The 16,063-nt window shown below is 66.2% G+C and carries 15 protein-coding genes; 7 read left to right on the plus strand and 8 right to left on the minus strand.

The features are described from left to right. Positions 1-4 precede the first annotated feature (4 nt). Positions 5-1,915 carry a BCCT family transporter gene (locus tag AC5RV2_RS07700; RefSeq protein WP_494091874.1) on the minus strand — a complete coding sequence of 637 codons (1,911 nt, stop codon included), beginning with the start codon at positions 1,913-1,915 and terminating at the stop codon, positions 5-7. Between the two features lie 31 nt (positions 1,916-1,946). Then, positions 1,947-2,297 (minus strand): bifunctional 3-phenylpropionate/cinnamic acid dioxygenase ferredoxin subunit, encoded by a 351-nt coding sequence (locus tag AC5RV2_RS07705; protein WP_494091875.1) that lies wholly within the window; start codon positions 2,295-2,297, stop codon positions 1,947-1,949. A gap of 246 nt (positions 2,298-2,543) precedes the next feature. Here AC5RV2_RS07705 and AC5RV2_RS07710 point away from each other — a divergent pair, with 246 nt between their 5' ends. Both AC5RV2_RS07710 and AC5RV2_RS07715 read left to right on the plus strand, forming a co-directional pair. Further along, complete coding sequence (locus tag AC5RV2_RS07710) at positions 2,544-3,749, plus strand: NAD(P)/FAD-dependent oxidoreductase (protein ID WP_494091876.1); 1,206 nt, start codon at positions 2,544-2,546, stop codon at positions 3,747-3,749. A gap of 48 nt (positions 3,750-3,797) precedes the next feature. Next, positions 3,798-4,940, plus strand: a complete 1,143-nt coding sequence (locus tag AC5RV2_RS07715) for an aromatic ring-hydroxylating oxygenase subunit alpha (protein WP_494091877.1) — start codon at positions 3,798-3,800, stop codon at positions 4,938-4,940. 40 nt (positions 4,941-4,980) lie between these two features. On the opposite strand, the gene AC5RV2_RS07720 is transcribed toward AC5RV2_RS07715, so the two are convergent. The 5 genes from AC5RV2_RS07720 to AC5RV2_RS07740 form a co-directional block, all read right to left on the minus strand. After that, entirely contained in the window at positions 4,981-5,790 is an 810-nt protein-coding gene (locus AC5RV2_RS07720) for an IclR family transcriptional regulator (protein ID WP_494091878.1), read from the minus strand. A 61-nt stretch (positions 5,791-5,851) separates the two neighbouring features. Then, entirely contained in the window at positions 5,852-6,274 is a 423-nt protein-coding gene (locus tag AC5RV2_RS07725) for a cupin domain-containing protein (RefSeq protein WP_494091879.1), read from the minus strand. Positions 6,275-6,332: 58 nt separating this feature from the next. Further along, positions 6,333-7,157 (minus strand): creatininase, encoded by an 825-nt coding sequence (locus AC5RV2_RS07730; protein ID WP_494091880.1) that lies wholly within the window; start codon positions 7,155-7,157, stop codon positions 6,333-6,335. 104 nt (positions 7,158-7,261) lie between these two features. Next, positions 7,262-8,521, minus strand: a complete 1,260-nt coding sequence (locus AC5RV2_RS07735) for a M24 family metallopeptidase (RefSeq protein ID WP_494091881.1) — start codon at positions 8,519-8,521, stop codon at positions 7,262-7,264. An 85-nt stretch (positions 8,522-8,606) separates the two neighbouring features. Next, positions 8,607-10,211 (minus strand): purine-cytosine permease family protein, encoded by a 1,605-nt coding sequence (locus tag AC5RV2_RS07740; protein WP_494091882.1) that lies wholly within the window; start codon positions 10,209-10,211, stop codon positions 8,607-8,609. 171 nt (positions 10,212-10,382) lie between these two features. Here AC5RV2_RS07740 and AC5RV2_RS07745 point away from each other — a divergent pair, with 171 nt between their 5' ends. Next, positions 10,383-11,882, plus strand: a complete 1,500-nt coding sequence (locus AC5RV2_RS07745; protein WP_494091886.1) for a PucR family transcriptional regulator — start codon at positions 10,383-10,385, stop codon at positions 11,880-11,882. A gap of 29 nt (positions 11,883-11,911) precedes the next feature. Here the strand turns inward: AC5RV2_RS07745 and AC5RV2_RS07750 are convergent, their stop codons facing one another. After that, positions 11,912-12,580 (minus strand): GntR family transcriptional regulator, encoded by a 669-nt coding sequence (locus AC5RV2_RS07750; protein ID WP_494091887.1) that lies wholly within the window; start codon positions 12,578-12,580, stop codon positions 11,912-11,914. Positions 12,581-12,750: 170 nt separating this feature from the next. On the opposite strand from AC5RV2_RS07750, the gene glyA reads away from it, so the two are divergent. From glyA to AC5RV2_RS07770, 4 genes are all read left to right on the plus strand, one after another. Further along, positions 12,751-14,046, plus strand: coding sequence for a serine hydroxymethyltransferase (gene glyA, locus AC5RV2_RS07755; protein ID WP_494091883.1), 1,296 nt, complete (start codon positions 12,751-12,753; stop codon positions 14,044-14,046). Beyond that, positions 14,046-15,263: a sarcosine oxidase subunit beta family protein gene (locus AC5RV2_RS07760; RefSeq protein ID WP_494091884.1), complete on the plus strand. Its 1,218-nt coding sequence runs from the start codon at positions 14,046-14,048 to the stop codon at positions 15,261-15,263. Before glyA ends, AC5RV2_RS07760 begins: the two co-directional genes overlap by 1 nt. 14 nt (positions 15,264-15,277) lie before the next feature. Next, positions 15,278-15,604, plus strand: a complete 327-nt coding sequence (locus AC5RV2_RS07765) for a sarcosine oxidase subunit delta (RefSeq protein WP_494069402.1) — start codon at positions 15,278-15,280, stop codon at positions 15,602-15,604. Further along, the coding region (locus tag AC5RV2_RS07770; RefSeq protein ID WP_494091885.1) for a 2Fe-2S iron-sulfur cluster-binding protein at positions 15,601-16,063 on the plus strand (463 nt) is incomplete at its 3' end. The genes AC5RV2_RS07765 and AC5RV2_RS07770, both read left to right, overlap by 4 nt.

Genomic DNA, 16,063 nt, shown 5'->3' on the forward strand with positions numbered 1-16,063 from the left:
CGGCTTAGGCCGGCGGCGGGGCGGCGGCCGGGCACTTCCCTTCGGGACACGTGTCGTCGCATTCGTGCCTGGTGACCAGGTCGAACCTGCTGCCGCCGTGCTGGCCCACCCCGGAACGGATGGCGCGCTCCACCACGGAGTCGGCCAGCCGCCGGCGCAGCGCCAGCGGATCACGGCGCAGGTCCTTGGCCAGCGCAATGCACATCAGCAGCATCACCAGGACGAACGGCAACGCGACCACGATGGTGATGTTCTTGAGCCCGTTCAGGGCCTCGGCCGGCTGGTCGCCGCCGGCCAGCAGCATCACCGCGGCGACTCCGCCGGTCAGCGCACCCCAGAAGATCACGACGCCGCGGGAGGGCTCTTCGGCCCCGTTGGAACTGAGGGAAGCCATCACCAGCGAGGCCGAATCGGCGCCCGTGACGAAGAAGATCCCCACCAGCACCATCGCCAGGATCGCCACCGCGCCGGCCAGGATGTTCGGCAACGGCAGGTTTTGCAGCAGATCGAAGAGGGCGCCGTCGAAGGAGATGGTCGGTTCGCCGTCGACCATGTCCACCAGCCCGTCGCCGGTATCCGGTGTGGCGTCCGCCGCGGCCTGCACGCCGAAGCTGGCGCCGCCGAAGATCGCGAACCAGGCGACGCTCACTACGCTCGGCACCAGCAGCACGCCGGTGACGAACTGGCGGATGGTGCGGCCGCGGCTGATCCGGGCAATGAACATCCCGACAAACGGTGTCCAGGACACCCACCAGGCCCAGTAGAACACCGTCCAGCCGGACATCCAGCTGCGCAGCGCCTCGTCGCCCACCGCTTCGGTGCGGGAGGCCATCTCGGCCAGGTCGCGGGCGTAATCCCCGACGGCGGCCGGCACCAGGTTCAGGATGAACAGCGTGGGCCCGGCCAGGAACACGATCAGCGCCAGGATCACGGCCAGCACCATGTTGATGTTGGCCAGCCACTGAATGCCGCGGCGGATTCCGGAGACGGCCGAGGCGATGAAGCAGGCCGTGAGCACGGCGATGATGACCACGAGCACGCCGGTGGCCAGCTCTCCCACCCAGCCGTTGAAGGCCAGGCCGCTGCCGATTTGCAGGGCGCCGAGGCCGAGCGACGCGGCGGTACCGAAGAGGGTGGCGAAGATGGCGAGGATGTTGATGAACTTCCCGGCCGGTCCCTCCACCGTCTTGCTGCCGAACAGGGACGTGAAGATTGCCGAGATCAGCTGCTTGCGGCCCAGCCGGTAGGTGCCGTACGCCATGGCAATACCGACGACGGCGTACATCGCCCACGGATGAAGCGTCCAGTGGAACAGCGAGGTGGCCATCGCCGTCTGGATTGCCTCGGGCGTCTGTCCGTCGACGGTGCCGGGCGGCGGGGCGATGTAGTGGTACATCGGTTCCGCCACGCCGTAGAACATCAGGCCGATGCCCATGCCGGCGGCGAACATCATGGAGATCCAGGAGATGGTGCGGAACTCCGGCTTCTCGCCGTCCTTGGACAGCGGGATGTTGCCGAACCGTCCGATCGCCAGCCACAGCACGAAAACCACGAAGAGCGAGGCCAGCAGAATGAAGAGCCACCCGGTATTCTCCATCACCCAGTTCAGTACGGTGACCGAGGTGGTGCCGAGATGTTCGGTGGCCAGGAAGCCCCAGGCCACGAAAGCGACGGCGAGGGCGCCGGCCACGGCGAAAACTGTCTTGTCCAGGCCTCCGCTCGTCCGCTGGCGGCCCGCCAGAGCCTGCTCGTTCTCGCTCTCACGAAGCTCGGCCAGGATCCGGGCGTCCTCCTCGGTGTCTTCCCGACCCGGCGGCGCATTGACCGGCCTGCCGGAGGGCTCCCGGGTCTGCACCCGCTGCACCTCGTTGTCGGGTGGGCCATCATCAACTTCAAGATCGTTGTTCACTGACATCTGGTTCCTTTGATGGATGACGAAGGCCCGGCTACACGTACCCGTCGACCTGCAGGCCGGGCGGGAGATTCGGGGCCTCTTCTGATTCCTGGACCATGATGATGCCGTCCACGACGGAGACACCGTGGACGCGGACCGGGAGTTTGGCCGGCGGCGCGTCCACGACGCCGGTGCGCAGATTGAACTTCGACGCGTGCAGCGGGCACTCGACTTCGCAGCCCTCCACCCAGCCGTCCGCCAGCGAGGCGTCCTGGTGGGTGCAGGTGTCGTCAATGGCAAAGAGCTCGCCCTCTTCCGTGTGGAAGACCGCGATGGGAGGCGAGGTGTCCAGCCGGATGGCGTCGCCGGGGGTTAGCTGGCTTAAGGGGCAGGCCTGATGCATGGGGCGCCTTCTTTCGCAACGACACAGCGTGCCAAGTTCCGTCATGAACAACGGTGTTCACGATAGGCAACAGTGTGCCCGGTGACATTTCAATGTCAAGGGTTTGGGCAAATTCTTTTTTGCCGGCCCTTACCCCTTGACACACGCGGCATCCGACTTCACGCTGTTTCACATAGCGCGTCGAGTTGCGTCAGGCGCTGCTTGTTTTGGAAAACGTGGACCCTCCTGCCGTGAAAGGCCCTATCCATGCAGACCCTTGTTGTCATCGGAGCTTCGCTGTCCGGGCTTTCTGCCGCCCGCGCGGCACGCAGCCAAGGTTTTGCAGGCCGCCTGATCGTCGTTGGAGACGAAGTGCATCCGCCATACGACCGTCCGCCGCTGTCCAAGGACTTCTTGGCCGGCCGGATCTCGGAGGCGGACCTGGCGCTGGTCGCCGGGGACGACGAGTTGGCCGCTGAATGGATGTTGGGAGTGAAGGCCGTAGGCCTCGACCCGGAGTCGCTGACCGTTTCGCTCAGCGACGGACGAAGCCTCGCCGCGGACGGAGTGGTCGTGGCCACCGGGTCCTCCGCCCGGGTGCTGCCCGAAGTCCATGGCTGCGCGAACGTTTTCACCCTCCGCACGTTGGACGATGCCCGTGCGCTGCGCGGCCAACTGCTTCCAGGCCGGAAAATGGTGGTGATCGGGGCCGGCTTCATCGGCGCCGAAACCGCTTCCACCGCCCGTGACGCGGGCCTGGACGTCACCGTGGTGGAGCGGTCGGCTGCCCCTCTGTCCGGCGCCCTGGGCGCCGAGATGGGTGCCGCCGTCGCCGGGCTGCACTCGGCCGGCGGAGTGGAGATGCTGTGCGGCACGGCTGTCCGGTCCTTCCGGACCAGCGGCGAAAACGTCAGCCACGTGGTGCTCGACGACGGGCGGGAACTCCCCGCCGACATCGTGTTGGTGGGCATCGGCGGGCAGCCGAACACCGACTGGCTGCTCGGCTCCGGCATCGAGCTGGGCAACGGCGTGCTCTGCGACTCGGTCGGGCGCACCAGTGTCTCCTCGGTGGTGGCCGTGGGCGACTGCGCGGCCTGGTGGAATCCGCACGTCGGGGCACACCAGCGGGTTGAGCACTGGACCGGGGCCTTGGAGCAACCGGCCGTCGCAGTGGCAGCGCTGTTGCAGGACACCGCGGCCCTGCCGCCGGTCAATCCGCCCTATTTCTGGTCCGACCAATACGGCGCGCGCATTCAGTTTGCCGGCCACGTGCACGGCCACGACCGGGTTGAGATAGAGCACGGCTGCCTCGAAGACAACAGCTTCCTCGCCGTCTACTACGCCGGAGCCAACCCCGTTGCCGTGCTGGGGGTCAACCAGGTCCGCCAGTTCACCAGGTGGCGCAAATTCCTCAACCGGGAAGCCGAACGGCACGTGGACGTACCTTCGGGCGAGTTCGCCACCGCATCCTGAGCAACGCCCCCACTCTCCCGCCGCGAGTTTTATACACAAGGAGTACCCATGACCGCTGAGATCGTCTCGGATAGCCTGATCGCCACCCTGCCCGGCCATACCTATGTTGACGACGACGTCTTCCGGGCCGAGCAGGAACGCATTTTCGAGCAGATGTGGTTCTGTGCGGTCAGGTCCGCCGACCTGGACAAGGCCGGCGCCTACCGGACCGTGCAGGTTGGCCGCGAATCGGTCATCGTGACCCGCAACCGCAAGGGCACCGTCCGTGCGTACTACAACATCTGCCGGCACCGCGGCGTCAAACTCTGCATGGAAGAGAGCGGGGAAGCGGGACGCTCGTTCCAATGTCCCTACCACGCCTGGACGTACGACTTCGATGGCAAGCTCATCGCGGCGCCCAACCTCACCAAGATGCCGGACATCGACCGGCAAAAGTACGGGCTGGTGGACGTCCCGGTGCGCGAATACCTGGGCTACGTGTGGTTGTGCCTCGCGGAGGAACCGCCGTCGTTCGACGACGATGTGGTGGGGGCCATCGAAGAGCGCTTGGGCGACGCCGGCGCGATCGACGGCTACGACATCGCCAACCTCAGCCTGGGCCGGCGGATCAAGTACGACGTGAAGGCCAACTGGAAGCTCATTATTGAGAACTTCATGGAGTGCTATCACTGCGCGACCATCCATCCGGAGCTGACGGAAGTGCTGCCGGAGTTCGCCGACGGGCTGGCCGCGCAGTACTTCGTAGGTCACGGCGCCGAATTCGGCGACGACGTCAAGGGCTTCACGGTGGACGGCTCGGAGGGCCTGGAACGGATTCCGGGCATCGCGGAGGACCAGGACCGGCGCTATTACGCCGTCACGATCAAACCCACGGTCTTCGTCAACCTGGTGCCGGACCACGTGATCATCCACCGGATGTTCCCGCTGGCCGCGGACCGGACCGTGGTGGAGTGCGACTGGCTGTACATGCCCAGCGTGGTGGAAGCGGGGAAGGATCTGACGGCCTCGGTGGAGCTCTTTCACCGGGTGAACCAGCAGGACTTCGACGCCTGCGAACGCTGCCAGCCGGCGATGGGATCAAAGATTTACGCCAACGGCGGCGTGCTGGTTCCCAGCGAACACCACATCAGCGCGTTCCACGCGTGGGTCACGGCACGGCTGGCCGGAGAGCCCGCCGGCGTCGCCAAATGACAGCCGGGCGCCGCCGTCGTCATGGCGTAGCCGGCGGCGGTCAGCTGTCCCGGGAGTAGCCCATCCGGGCGCTGATGTCCTGCCCTGCCTGCTTGACGTCCTCAATCAAGCCGGGCATCTCCTGGGGCTTGAACCGGAACGCGGGACCGGAAATGCTGACGGAACCGATCACGGATCCCAGGTGGTCCCAGACGGGGACGGCGATGGAGTTGAGGCCGATCTCGAATTCTTCCTCGACGACGGCGTAGCCCCTGGCGGAGACCTGGAGCAACTCCTGTTCCAGTTTCTGCCGGGAGGTGATGGTCTTCGCGGTCTGCGCCGGCAACCGGGTTTGCTTCACGATCTTCAGTCGGTCTTCGGAGGTGAGCCCGGCCAGCAGCACCTTGCCGCTGGAGGTGGCGTGCAAAGGTGTCAGGCTGCCGATCCAGTCGGACATTGCCAGGGTGGAGGTGCCCCGGGCCTGGTCGACGTTGACGGCATAGTTGGAACGCAGGACCGCCAGGTTCACCGTTTCCTCGTACTGTTCCGCCAGTCGTTCCAGCACGGGCCGTGCCTCGCGCACCAGGCTGAGGTTCCCCGGGATCGAGTTCGCGAGCCGCAGGATGCTGAAGCCGAGCTGGTATTTGCCGCGTTCGCTGTTCTGCTGCACCATGCCGCGCTGGTCCAGGGACGCCAGCAGCCGCGAGGCGGTGGACTTGTGCACGCCCATTTCGTCGGCGATGTCGCTGACACCGGCGGCGCCGCGACGGGCCAGGATCTCGAGCACGGTGATGGCGCGGTCCACAGACTGCACACCGCGGTTCAGGTTCTCCGGCGACGCCTCGTCGTCGAGCTCTTCAGGATCGGCCATAGGACCATAATCTCATTGCCGGCCGGGACGTGGCGCCGCCGGGGCAGGACACGGAGCGCTGTTAGTCCGACGCGACCCCGGGGGAGCGGGCGGCACGGGCGGCACGGTGTGAGCCGAAGGACGAGTAGTCGGCTGCGCCGGGTTCTCCCCAGACCACGAGCACGCGCAGCGGTTTGCTGCCGGTGTTTGCCAGATCGTGCTCGGAACCCACCGGGGCGAGCACGGCATCACCGGCGTGGAGTTGGTGGACCCGGCCGTCCACGGTCATCCGGGCGGTTCCCTCCATCACCACGTAGAGTTCTTCGAGCGCGCGGCCGCCGGCGGGATGGGAGTGCATCCCTTCCGTCCCGCCCGGCGGCAACTCCCAGGTTTGCACGGCCACGGGCAGGCGTGACTGCTCCTGGAACAGCCACTGCATTTTCACCGGGGCGGTGCCTTCGTGGAGGTTGTAGTCAAAGGCGAAGTCGCCGCGTCGTTCCAACACGTTGTCTCCCTTGAGCGACGGGACCTGCCGGGGCGCTTGAACAGGCCGACACGTGGTCCTACAGTGCCGGGACGGATTCGGGGCTGGCGGCGCCGACGCGCGGGGCGGTGGGGGAGAACTCGCGGGACAGGGCCGCAGCCATGCCGGCCGATGCCCGTTCGAGGAGGATTCTGCCCTTGGCAGCGGTCGCGTCGGCCGCCGAGGAAAGGCAGCCGGAGGCCGGTGTCAGGTCGGGGTTGACGGGCAGGACATCGTAGTTCGGCAGGACGGCGGGGGGAGCGTCGACGACCTTGTCCATGCAGACGCGCTCCGGGTAGAGGTGAAGCATGAGCGAGGTTTCCAGCACGCCGCCGTGCTCCAGGTCCCAGCCGGTGAAGCCGTCCGGGTACAGCTCGGTGATGGTCCGCTCGTCAACGAAGTCCCAGTAGGAGAGCAGCACCACCTTGACGTCCTGGACGCCGCTTTGGCGCAGTTCGCGGAGCGCCAGGTCGACGCCTTCGTACAGGAACTGGTAGTTCTCGAAATGGCCGTTAATAAAGGCAATGTTCCGCGCGCCGTGCCGGGCGAATTCCAAGGTCAGCGTCTTGGCGATGGAAATGACCGTCGCCGCGTCGAGGCTGGTGGTGCCGGGGAGGTGGTTGCCGCCGCCGGAGCGTTGCTGGGACTTGTACCCGTAGACGACGGGAGCGGCGACAACACCACCGATGGATGACGCCGTCGCGCCGGCCAATGCCGTAGACAGGAGAACATCGACGTTGAGCGGCATATGCGGTCCGTGCTGCTCAATGGAGCCGACCGGGATCAGCACGACGGCGTTGTCTTCGGCGATGCGTTCCCGATAGGTAAAGGCGTCGAGTTCTTCCATGTACACGCTGGCAGGCATGCTTGCTCCAAACGATCGTTGCGCGGCTCATGCGCGATGGGCGGTGGATTGAAGGTGGTGCTGCCGGGGGCGGGACCGGACGGCCCCGCCCCGGGCAGGTCTGGTCAGGCCTGGATGATGTTGTGCTCCGGGCCGAAACCGAACTTGGTGATGTTTTCCACGCTGTCTTCGCCGATGACGAGGATGTCGTGTTCGCGGTAGCCGCCGGCGCCCGGTTCGCCGTCGGCGACGGTGATCATCGGCTCCATGGACACGACCATGCCCGGTTCCAGGACCGTGTCGATGTCCTCGCGCAGTTCCAGGCCGGCCTCGCGTCCGTAGTAGTGCGAGAGGACGCCGAAGGAGTGGCCGTACCCGAAGGTGCGGTTCGCGAGCAGCCCGTGGCCGATGTAGATCTCGTTCAGCTCGGCGGCGATGTCCTTGCAGACGGCGCCGGGCTTGATCAGTTCCAGCCCGCGGCGGTGGACCTCCACGTTGATGTTCCACAGTTCGAGCGAGCGCTCGTCCGGCTCGCCCAGGAACAGGGTGCGTTCCAGCGCCGTGTAGTAACCGGAGGTCATCGGGAAGCAGTTCAGGGACAGGATGTCGCCGCGCTGCAGCTTGCGGGTGGTGGCCCAGTTATGCGCGCCGTCGGTGTTGATGCCGGACTGGAACCAAACCCAGGTGTCGCGAACTTCGCGGTGCGGGAAGGTGCGGGCGATCTCGTGGACCATGGCTTCGGTGCCGATCAGTGCCACTTCGTACTCGCTTATGCCTTCCCGGATGGCGGCCTTGATGGCCTCGCCGCCCAGGTCGCCGATGCGTGCACCGTGCTTGATGACCTCGATTTCCTCGGCCGACTTGATCATCCGCTGGCGCATCGCGTCCTGGGAGACGTCGAGCAGTTCGGCGCCGTCGAAGGCAGCCTGGATGCGCTGGCGGGTCATCAGCGGCAAGGCATCGTCCTCGACGCCGAGGCGACGGGCGCTGACGCCACGCTGGCGCAGGGCTTCCTGCAGGCCGAAGTAGAAATTGTCGCGCTTCCAGTCCGTGTAGACGATGTTTTCGCCGTAGCTGGTGCGCCACGGCATGCCGGCGTCGATGTTGGCGGTGACCGTGACCGAGTCGTCTGCGGTGACTACCAGGGCGTAGTTGCGGCCAAACGTCGTGTACAGAAAGTCCGAGTAGTACTTGATGCCGTGGTAGCTGGTCAGGATGACCGCGTCGAGCTCCTTGGCGGCCATGATGGAGCGCAGGCCGGTCAGGCGACGTTCGAACTCCGCATCGGAGAAGGTCAGTTGTTGTTTTTCTCCGTTGTGCAGGACCTTCAGGCGCTCGAGTTCGGAAACGCTGTTGGCGGAGGGGGAGGCGGGAGCGATGGTCATTGGTTCTCCTTCGTGGTGTTTCTGTGTGCGGGACAGGTGGCTTTGAGGTTGGCGCGGCTACGCATGTTTTGCGTCCGTCCGCAGGCTAGGCCGTGGGTGTGGGGGTGCGGTTCACTGGGGCACCCGGGGCCTCCGGGGCCAGCGGAGCGTCGGAGCCTGCGGAATTGTCGGCTTCGACTAACGCTGTTTCGCAGTTGCCGTGGTCCTTCAGGAATTCCTCGTCGGAGCTGTCCTGCTTCAAGCCGAGGGGAATGCCGGCGGCAATCCGCGAACGGAACCGGGAGTATCCGAGCAGGAAGTACACCGTGGCTGAGGTGATGGTCCCGCCCAGCCACGAGAAGTCGATGCCTCCGACGGCGCTTGCGATGGGCCCCTGGAGGGCCGGAACCGAGCCGTACATGCACATCCAGGTCATGAAGATACCGGCGAAGAAGGCGATGAAGGCTGCCGGGTTGAAGGCCTTGAGCTGGGTGTCGGACGGCGAGCGGAAGAGGTAGCTGAAGTTCTTATGGCGGCGCTCAAAGACGAAGTAATGGACGGCCATGATCCCGCCCCAGGTGGCGACCCACGCTGCGATCGCGATGATCCAGTTGTGCAGCATGTGGGCAAAGTCAGTCGCGAACATGAAACCGATGACCGCCGCCATGGCCAGGCCGCCGACGACGATGGACAGCTTCTTGCGGGAGATTTGAATGTCCAGGGCCTGCGTGGCGACGCCGAACGTGTACATGTTGATGATGTTGGTTGCGATGGGTCCGTGGATGACCAGCAGGATCACCGGAATGGCGAAGGCTCCGTAGCTTTCCACGATCAGCTGGCCAGGATCGGCCGTGCCGTTCTTCGTGGCCAGGCTTGCGCCCAGGACGCCGAGCCAGACCACCGGGAGGAACTGTCCGAGGACACTGACCACATAGAGCTTTGCGGGCCGGATCTTCTTGCTCACGAAGCGGGAGTAGTCGGGAGCGTAGGTGAACCAGCCGATGCCCCAGCCAATGCCGATGGCGGTCATGATGGAGGACATGGCAGCGATCCGCGGCATGCCGGTGAGAACCTCGCCCACGGGTCCCTGGTAGCTCCAGTCGATATCCAGCTGCGTCCAGGCCACGATCGACATGGCAATGAGGACCAGGACGGTGGGCGGCATGGTGATCCGCTCGAAGCGGGAAATGGCGCGGTAGCCGCGGTAGCAAATGGCCACCTGGATCGACATGATGACGGCGGCGGTGCCAATGCGCCAACCCAAGTTGGTGGCCGTGGGATCGACCCAGCCGATCATTCCGAACAGCGCCATGATCAGGTCCAGAATGACCCACGTGTTGACGGCCGACCAGCCGATCGCGATCACTGCCTGGATGGCTGCGGGCAGGTAGGCGCCCCTGCGGCCGAACGCTCCACGGGCCAGCAACATGCCGGTGGCTCCCGTGCGCTGCCCGAGGATTACGAAGAAGCCAAACCCCAGCATGCCGATGACATTGCCGGCGATCAGCACGGTGAGGGTATCGGCCAGGCCAAGCCCGAGGTGAATGCCCAGGGCGCCCAGGATCCAGTTGATCGGGGCGACGTTGGCGCCTGCCCAAATCCAGAACTGGCCGGACAGCTTTGTGGTGCGGGCCGATTCGGGAACCGGCTGCAGGATGTCTTCTACGTGTTGGGTGGCCTGTTCGGATTTCGTGGCGGATCTCTGGCTCATGGCGGTCTCCTGACGATTGCAACGCGAGGCGGAGCAGGACTTCACCAGACTAGGAGGTGATGCAGCTCACAGCGTATATTCGGACCGTAACCACTTGGAGGCACGGCGGGTGACGGACTGTCACCCCCGCGTCGGTCGGGCTGCTCAGAGGCGGGATTATCCATGGTCGTGATGTTGTCGGATGTGCTTGGACTTGAACTGATGCAGCGAGCCAGTCCGTTGGTTCGGGCGGGTAAGCGCCAGATTCCCGCCGGCAAGGTCAGGTGGGTCCATTCGAGCGAAGTGCTGGAGATAGCGCCGCTGCTGCGCGGCCAGGAGCTGCTGCTGAGCGGCGGGGACGCGTTGTTGAACCTCCGGCCCGCCGCCCAGCACGAGTACATCCGCAGCCTGGCGGCCCGGCATGTGACGGCCTTGGCGATCCAGACCGCGGGCTCCGGCCGCTCCCTCTCAGCCGAGCTTGTCGAGGCAGCCGAAGAGGTTGGGCTGCCGCTGATCGAGCTGCGGCGCGTGGTCCCGTTCGTGGAGATTGCGGAGGAAGTCAATCGGAAAGTCGTTTCTGAACATGTCACGGCCCTGCAAACCGCCGACTCCATCTCGCAGCGCTTGGCGGAACATCTGGCTTCTTCCGGTCCGGCCCTGAGCCCACTGATCGAGATTGTCTCGCAGGCGCTGCGGATCGAGGCGGCACTGCTGGACCCCAGCGGGACCGTTTTGGAGTTCGCCGGCGGCTTCCCTCCCGATTCCACCTCGGTGAATGTGGAATCGGACATCTTCGTTGGGAGCCTGGTGTCCGCCCGGCTGCGGCTTCAAAGCCGGCGGGACGTAACCCCGGAATTGTTAAAGACGGTGGGAGAGCGGATCGGCGGCATTTTGGCGCTCGCCGTTTCGCAGCAGCACCGACCGACGGCGCAGCAAATCGCCCACACCGCCCTGATGCGGGCCGTCGTTAGCGGCGCAGGCACCTCCCAGATCCACGAGCTGTGCGCCGCCGCGGGCTTATCGACCGGACAACCGGCCTTTGTCATGGTGTTTCGCCGGATCGGGCTGAGCAGCGTGCGCGGAGTGGCGGAAAAGATTCTCAAAAACCGGTGTCCCGACGCCCGGACGTATCTGGACGGCGAGAGCCTGTGCGCCTTGGTCCAGCTGAGTATCAGCGGCACGCGCCAGGAGCGACGGGAGATCCTGGAGGGGTTGCGCGCGGACTTCCGCGGTTTGGCGGTGGCGGGGGCCATCGGGCCAACAGTGGCCACGCCGTTGCATGCCCACTCATCCTTGGTCGAGGCCAGGCTGACCCAGTCGGTGGGGCCCCCGGACGACCTGGAAAGCAACATCCGTGACTGTGAGGATTTTGTCCTCGAGCGGCTGGCGGCCCGCGAGCTCTCCGGGCCGGTCATCGGACGAATCACCCAGGAACTGCTCGGCGAACTGCTGGACTATGACCGCAAGCGGGGGACGCGGCTGCTGGACACCCTCGACGCCTGGCTCATGAGTGGCTGCAATTCCGCAGAGACTGCGCGGATCCTGTTCGTGGAACGCCAAACGCTGCATAAGCGGCTGCGCAAGATTTTCGATCTCATCGGCGAGGACCCCCGGGGCACGCCCAAGATGTCCGGACTCAACCTGGCGGTCCGCTTGGCCAAGAACCCCTCGCCCGCCGAAATCGGCAGCTGAGCGGTTACACCAGGGGCGCCGTCCCCGCGCTACAACACCGCGCGGATGGCCTTTTCGAAGCCGGTGATGTGCTCGAGGGCCAGCTCGGCGGCCTGGTCCGCGTCGCCGTCGACAATTGAGTCCAGCAGTTCCACGTGCTCGGTGATGTGGCCGGCGACGGACGGCACCTTATCCAGCACGAGGCACCAGATGCGGGTGGCCAGGTTGTCCAGCCTGATCAGGGTGTCCTCGAGGTAGGGATTGCCCGCGGCGCGATAGATGGCCCGGTGCACGCTGAGGTCGTAACGCATCAGGTCGTGTTTGTCGGGACGGTCGTCGTCGAGCTTCCCGATGTCCCGCGCCAGCTGCGACAGTTCCGCGCGCATGGCCTCCCCGGCCGACTCCGCGGCCTTGCGGGCCGCCAGGGGTTCCAGTACGCGGCGCAGTTCCGACACGGCGGCCAGCTCGGTGATGTCCACGATGGTCGCGAAGGTCCCGCGGCGCGGATAGGAGACCACCAGGTGGTCGATCTCCAGTTTCTTCAGGGCCTCGCGCACCGGGGTGCGGCCGAAGCCGAGTTCCGCCGCCAGCTGCCCGTCGTTGATGGGTGCGCCGGGGCGGATATCCAACATGATCAGCTTGTCCCGCAGCGCCCGGTAGGCCTGCTCGGCCAGCGACAGCGGCTCGGTCCCGGCATCGGTTTCCGCGGTGATGCTCATCATGCTCCTAATGGTCCGCTGACCTGCTCGGGGTCCTGCCGGCCCGGAATTCGAGGCCGGAAGGACCCTCTTGACGGGGTGTGATCTCCACCATACTATTGCAATCAGTTCTGATATATCAGTCAAACATTAGTTGTTTGGTTGATCAGGTTCTTCGAAGGAGAAGTCGGATGGTGAACACCCTGACAACCGGATTGGCTGCGGCCGATCCCGAGGTGGCCGGTGCCATTGCGCGGGAGCTGGAACGCCAGCAGTCCACGCTGGAGATGATCGCGTCGGAAAACTTCGCCCCCACCGCGGTGATGGAGGCCCAGGGCTCGGTGCTGACCAACAAGTACGCCGAGGGCTATCCGGGCCGGCGCTACTACGGCGGCTGCGAGCACGTGGACGTGATCGAGCAGCTGGCCATCGACCGGGTCAAGGCACTGTTCGGCGCCGAAGCCGCCAACGTCCAGCCGCACTCGGGTGCCCAGGCCAACGCAGCGGCCATGTTCGCGCTGCTGACCCCGGGCGACACCATCCTGGGCCTGAACCTGGCACACGGCGGGCACCTGACCCACGGTATGAAGATCAACTTCTCCGGCAAGCTCTACAACGTCGTGTCTTACGGGGTCTCCGAGTCCGACCACCGGATCGACATGGCAGAGCTGGAGCGCCTCGCCGTCGAGCACGAACCCAAGCTGATCGTGGCCGGCTGGTCGGCCTACACCCGCCAGCTGGACTTCGCCGAGTTCCGCCGCATCGCGGACAAGGTCGGCGCCTACCTGATGGTGGACATGGCGCACTTCGCCGGCCTGGTGGCCGCCGGGCTGCACCCGAACCCGGTGCCGTACGCCGACGTCGTCACCACCACCACCCACAAGACGTTGGGCGGTCCGCGCGGCGGGGTGATCCTGTCCAGGCAGGAGCTGGCCAAGAAGATCAACTCCGCGGTGTTCCCCGGTCAGCAGGGCGGCCCGTTGGAGCACGTGGTGGCCGCCAAGGCGGTGGCCTTTAAGTTTGCAGCCTCCGACGAGTTCGCGGACCGCCAGCAGCGGACCCTCGAGGGCGCGCGGCTGCTGGCCCAGCGGCTGCTGGCCGACGACGTTGCGGCCGCCGGCATCAGCCTGGTCAGCGGCGGCACCGACGTGCATCTGGTCCTGGTGGACCTGCGCAACTCGGATTTGGACGGCCAGCAGGCCGAGGACCGGCTGCACTCCATCGGCATCACGGTCAACCGCAACGCCGTGCCGTTCGATCCGCGCCCGCCGATGGTTTCCTCCGGCCTGCGGATCGGTACCCCCGCGCTGGCCACCCGCGGCTTCGGCGCCGCCGAATTCACCGAGGTGGCGGACATCATTGCCGCCGCCCTGACCCGGGAACCAGACGAGGAGCTGCTCACCGAGCTCCGCGGCCGTGTGTCCCTGCTGGCGGAGAAATTCCCGCTGTACCCGAACCTGAACGCCGAGCCGAACGGAGCCGAATAATGGCCGATCTGCTGCCCGAGCACCCGGACTTCCTGTGGCGGAATCCGGAGCCGAAATCCTCGTACGACGCCGTGATCGTCGGCGGCGGCGGCCACGGCCTGGCCACCGCCTACTACCTGGCCAAGAACCACGGCATGACCAACATCGCGGTGCTGGAGCGCGGCTGGCTGGCCGGCGGCAACATGGCCCGCAACACCACGATCATCCGCTCCAACTACCTGTGGGACGAGAGCGCGGGCATCTACGAGCACTCGCTTAAACTCTGGGAGCAACTGCCGGAGGAGCTCGAGTACGATTTCCTCTTCTCCCAGCGCGGCGTGATGAACCTGGCGCACACCCTGCAGGACGTGCGCGAGAGCATCCGCCGGGTGAACGCCAACCAGCTCAACGGCGTGGACGCCGAATGGATCACCCCGGACCAGGTCAAGGAGCTGTGCCCCATCATCAACACCGGGGACAACATCCGCTACCCGGTCATGGGGGCGACCTACCAGCCCCGCGCCGGCATCGCCAAGCACGACCACGTGGCCTGGGCCTTCGCCCGCAAGTGCGACGAGATGGGCGTGGACATCATCCAGAACTGCGAGGTCACCGGATTCCTCAAGGACGGCGACCGGGTGGTCGGCGTCGAAACCAGCCGCGGCCGGATCAACGCCGGCAAGGTCGGCCTGGCCGGCGCGGGACACAGCTCGGTGCTCGCCGAACTGGCCGGCTTCGAGCTGCCCATCCAGTCGCACCCGCTGCAGGCGCTCGTCTCCGAGCTCCACGAGCCGGTCCACCCCACGGTGGTCATGTCCAACCACGTCCACGTCTACGTCTCCCAGGCACACAAGGGCGAACTGGTCATGGGTGCGGGCATCGACACCTACAACGGCTACGGCCAGCGCGGCGCCTTCCACGTCATCGAGGAACAGATGGCGGCCGCCGTCGAGCTCTTCCCGATCTTCGCCCGCGCCCACGTGCTGCGGACCTGGGGCGGCATCGTCGACACCACGATGGACGCCTCCCCGATCGTGTCCAAGACGCCGATCGACCAGCTCTACGTGAACTGCGGCTGGGGAACCGGCGGCTTCAAGGGCACGCCCGGCGCCGGCTACACCTTCGCCCACACCATCGCCACGGACGAACCGCACCCGCTGAACGCCCCGTTTGCCCTGGACCGGTTCGAGACCGGACACCTCATCGACGAACACGGCGCCGCCGCCGTGGCCCACTAGGAAGGACGACCGCGATGCTTCTGATCGAATGCCCCTGGTGCGGGCCGCGCGACGAGACCGAATACCACTACGGCGGCCAGGCCCACGTGGCCTACCCGGCAGACCCGAACCAGCTGAGCGACGCGGAATGGGCAAAGTTCCTCTTCTACCGCGCCAACCCCAAGGGCCTCTTCGCCGAACGCTGGGTGCACAGCACCGGCTGCCGGCGCTGGTTCAACGCGGTGCGAGACACCGTCAGCTACGAATTCAAGGCCGTGTACAAGCCCGGCGAGACACCACCGATCGAACTCGGCAGCCTCGCGGGTGCCAAGGCCCAGCCGGCCGAAGGAGGAGCGAAATGACCGCCACCGGCAACATCGCCAACCAGCCCCGGCGGCTTGCCGCCCCAGCCGGCGCCGCTGCCCGGATCGACCGGAACAAGCCGCTGAAGTTCACGCTCGACGGCAACACCTACACCGGCTACGCCGGGGATACCCTGGCCTCCGCGCTGCTCGCGGCCGGCAAGGTCACCGTGGGCGACTCGCTCTACCTCGGCCGCCCGCGCGGCATCATGTCGGCCGGCGTGGAAGAGCCCAACGCCCTGGTCAAAATCAGCGCCCGCTACGCCGGGCATGTCGACGAGTCCATGCTGCCGGCGACGGCCCTGGAGCTGACGGACGGGATGGACGCCAGGTTGCTGAGCGGCCTGGGCCAGCTGGACCCCCGGACGGACGAGGCCGTCTACGACCGCAAGTACGTGCACACAGACGTGCTGGTGGTCGGCGCCGGACCGGCCGGCCTCGCCGCGGCACGCGAGGCAG

The sequence above is a fragment of the Arthrobacter sp. Y3225116 genome, assembly GCF_059091245.1.

Excerpts from the sequence above, each read along its gene's own strand:
- AC5RV2_RS07705 (WP_494091875.1), bottom strand. The coding sequence starts at position 2,297 with ATGCATCAGGCCTGCCCCTTAAGCCAGCTAACCCCCGGCGACGCCATC.
- AC5RV2_RS07715 (WP_494091877.1), top strand. The coding sequence starts at position 3,798 with ATGACCGCTGAGATCGTCTCGGATAGCCTGATCGCCACCCTGCCCGGC.
- AC5RV2_RS07760 (WP_494091884.1), top strand. The coding sequence starts at position 14,046 with ATGGCCGATCTGCTGCCCGAGCACCCGGACTTCCTGTGGCGGAATCCG.
- AC5RV2_RS07745 (WP_494091886.1), top strand. The coding sequence starts at position 10,383 with ATGTTGTCGGATGTGCTTGGACTTGAACTGATGCAGCGAGCCAGTCCG.
- AC5RV2_RS07700 (WP_494091874.1), bottom strand. The coding sequence starts at position 1,915 with ATGTCAGTGAACAACGATCTTGAAGTTGATGATGGCCCACCCGACAAC.
- glyA (WP_494091883.1), top strand. The coding sequence starts at position 12,751 with ATGGTGAACACCCTGACAACCGGATTGGCTGCGGCCGATCCCGAGGTG.
- AC5RV2_RS07740 (WP_494091882.1), bottom strand. The coding sequence starts at position 10,211 with ATGAGCCAGAGATCCGCCACGAAATCCGAACAGGCCACCCAACACGTA.
- AC5RV2_RS07720 (WP_494091878.1), bottom strand. The coding sequence starts at position 5,790 with ATGGCCGATCCTGAAGAGCTCGACGACGAGGCGTCGCCGGAGAACCTG.
- AC5RV2_RS07730 (WP_494091880.1), bottom strand. The coding sequence starts at position 7,157 with ATGCCTGCCAGCGTGTACATGGAAGAACTCGACGCCTTTACCTATCGG.
- AC5RV2_RS07765 (WP_494069402.1), top strand. The coding sequence starts at position 15,278 with ATGCTTCTGATCGAATGCCCCTGGTGCGGGCCGCGCGACGAGACCGAA.
- AC5RV2_RS07750 (WP_494091887.1), bottom strand. The coding sequence starts at position 12,580 with ATGAGCATCACCGCGGAAACCGATGCCGGGACCGAGCCGCTGTCGCTG.
- AC5RV2_RS07710 (WP_494091876.1), top strand. The coding sequence starts at position 2,544 with ATGCAGACCCTTGTTGTCATCGGAGCTTCGCTGTCCGGGCTTTCTGCC.
- AC5RV2_RS07735 (WP_494091881.1), bottom strand. The coding sequence starts at position 8,521 with ATGACCATCGCTCCCGCCTCCCCCTCCGCCAACAGCGTTTCCGAACTC.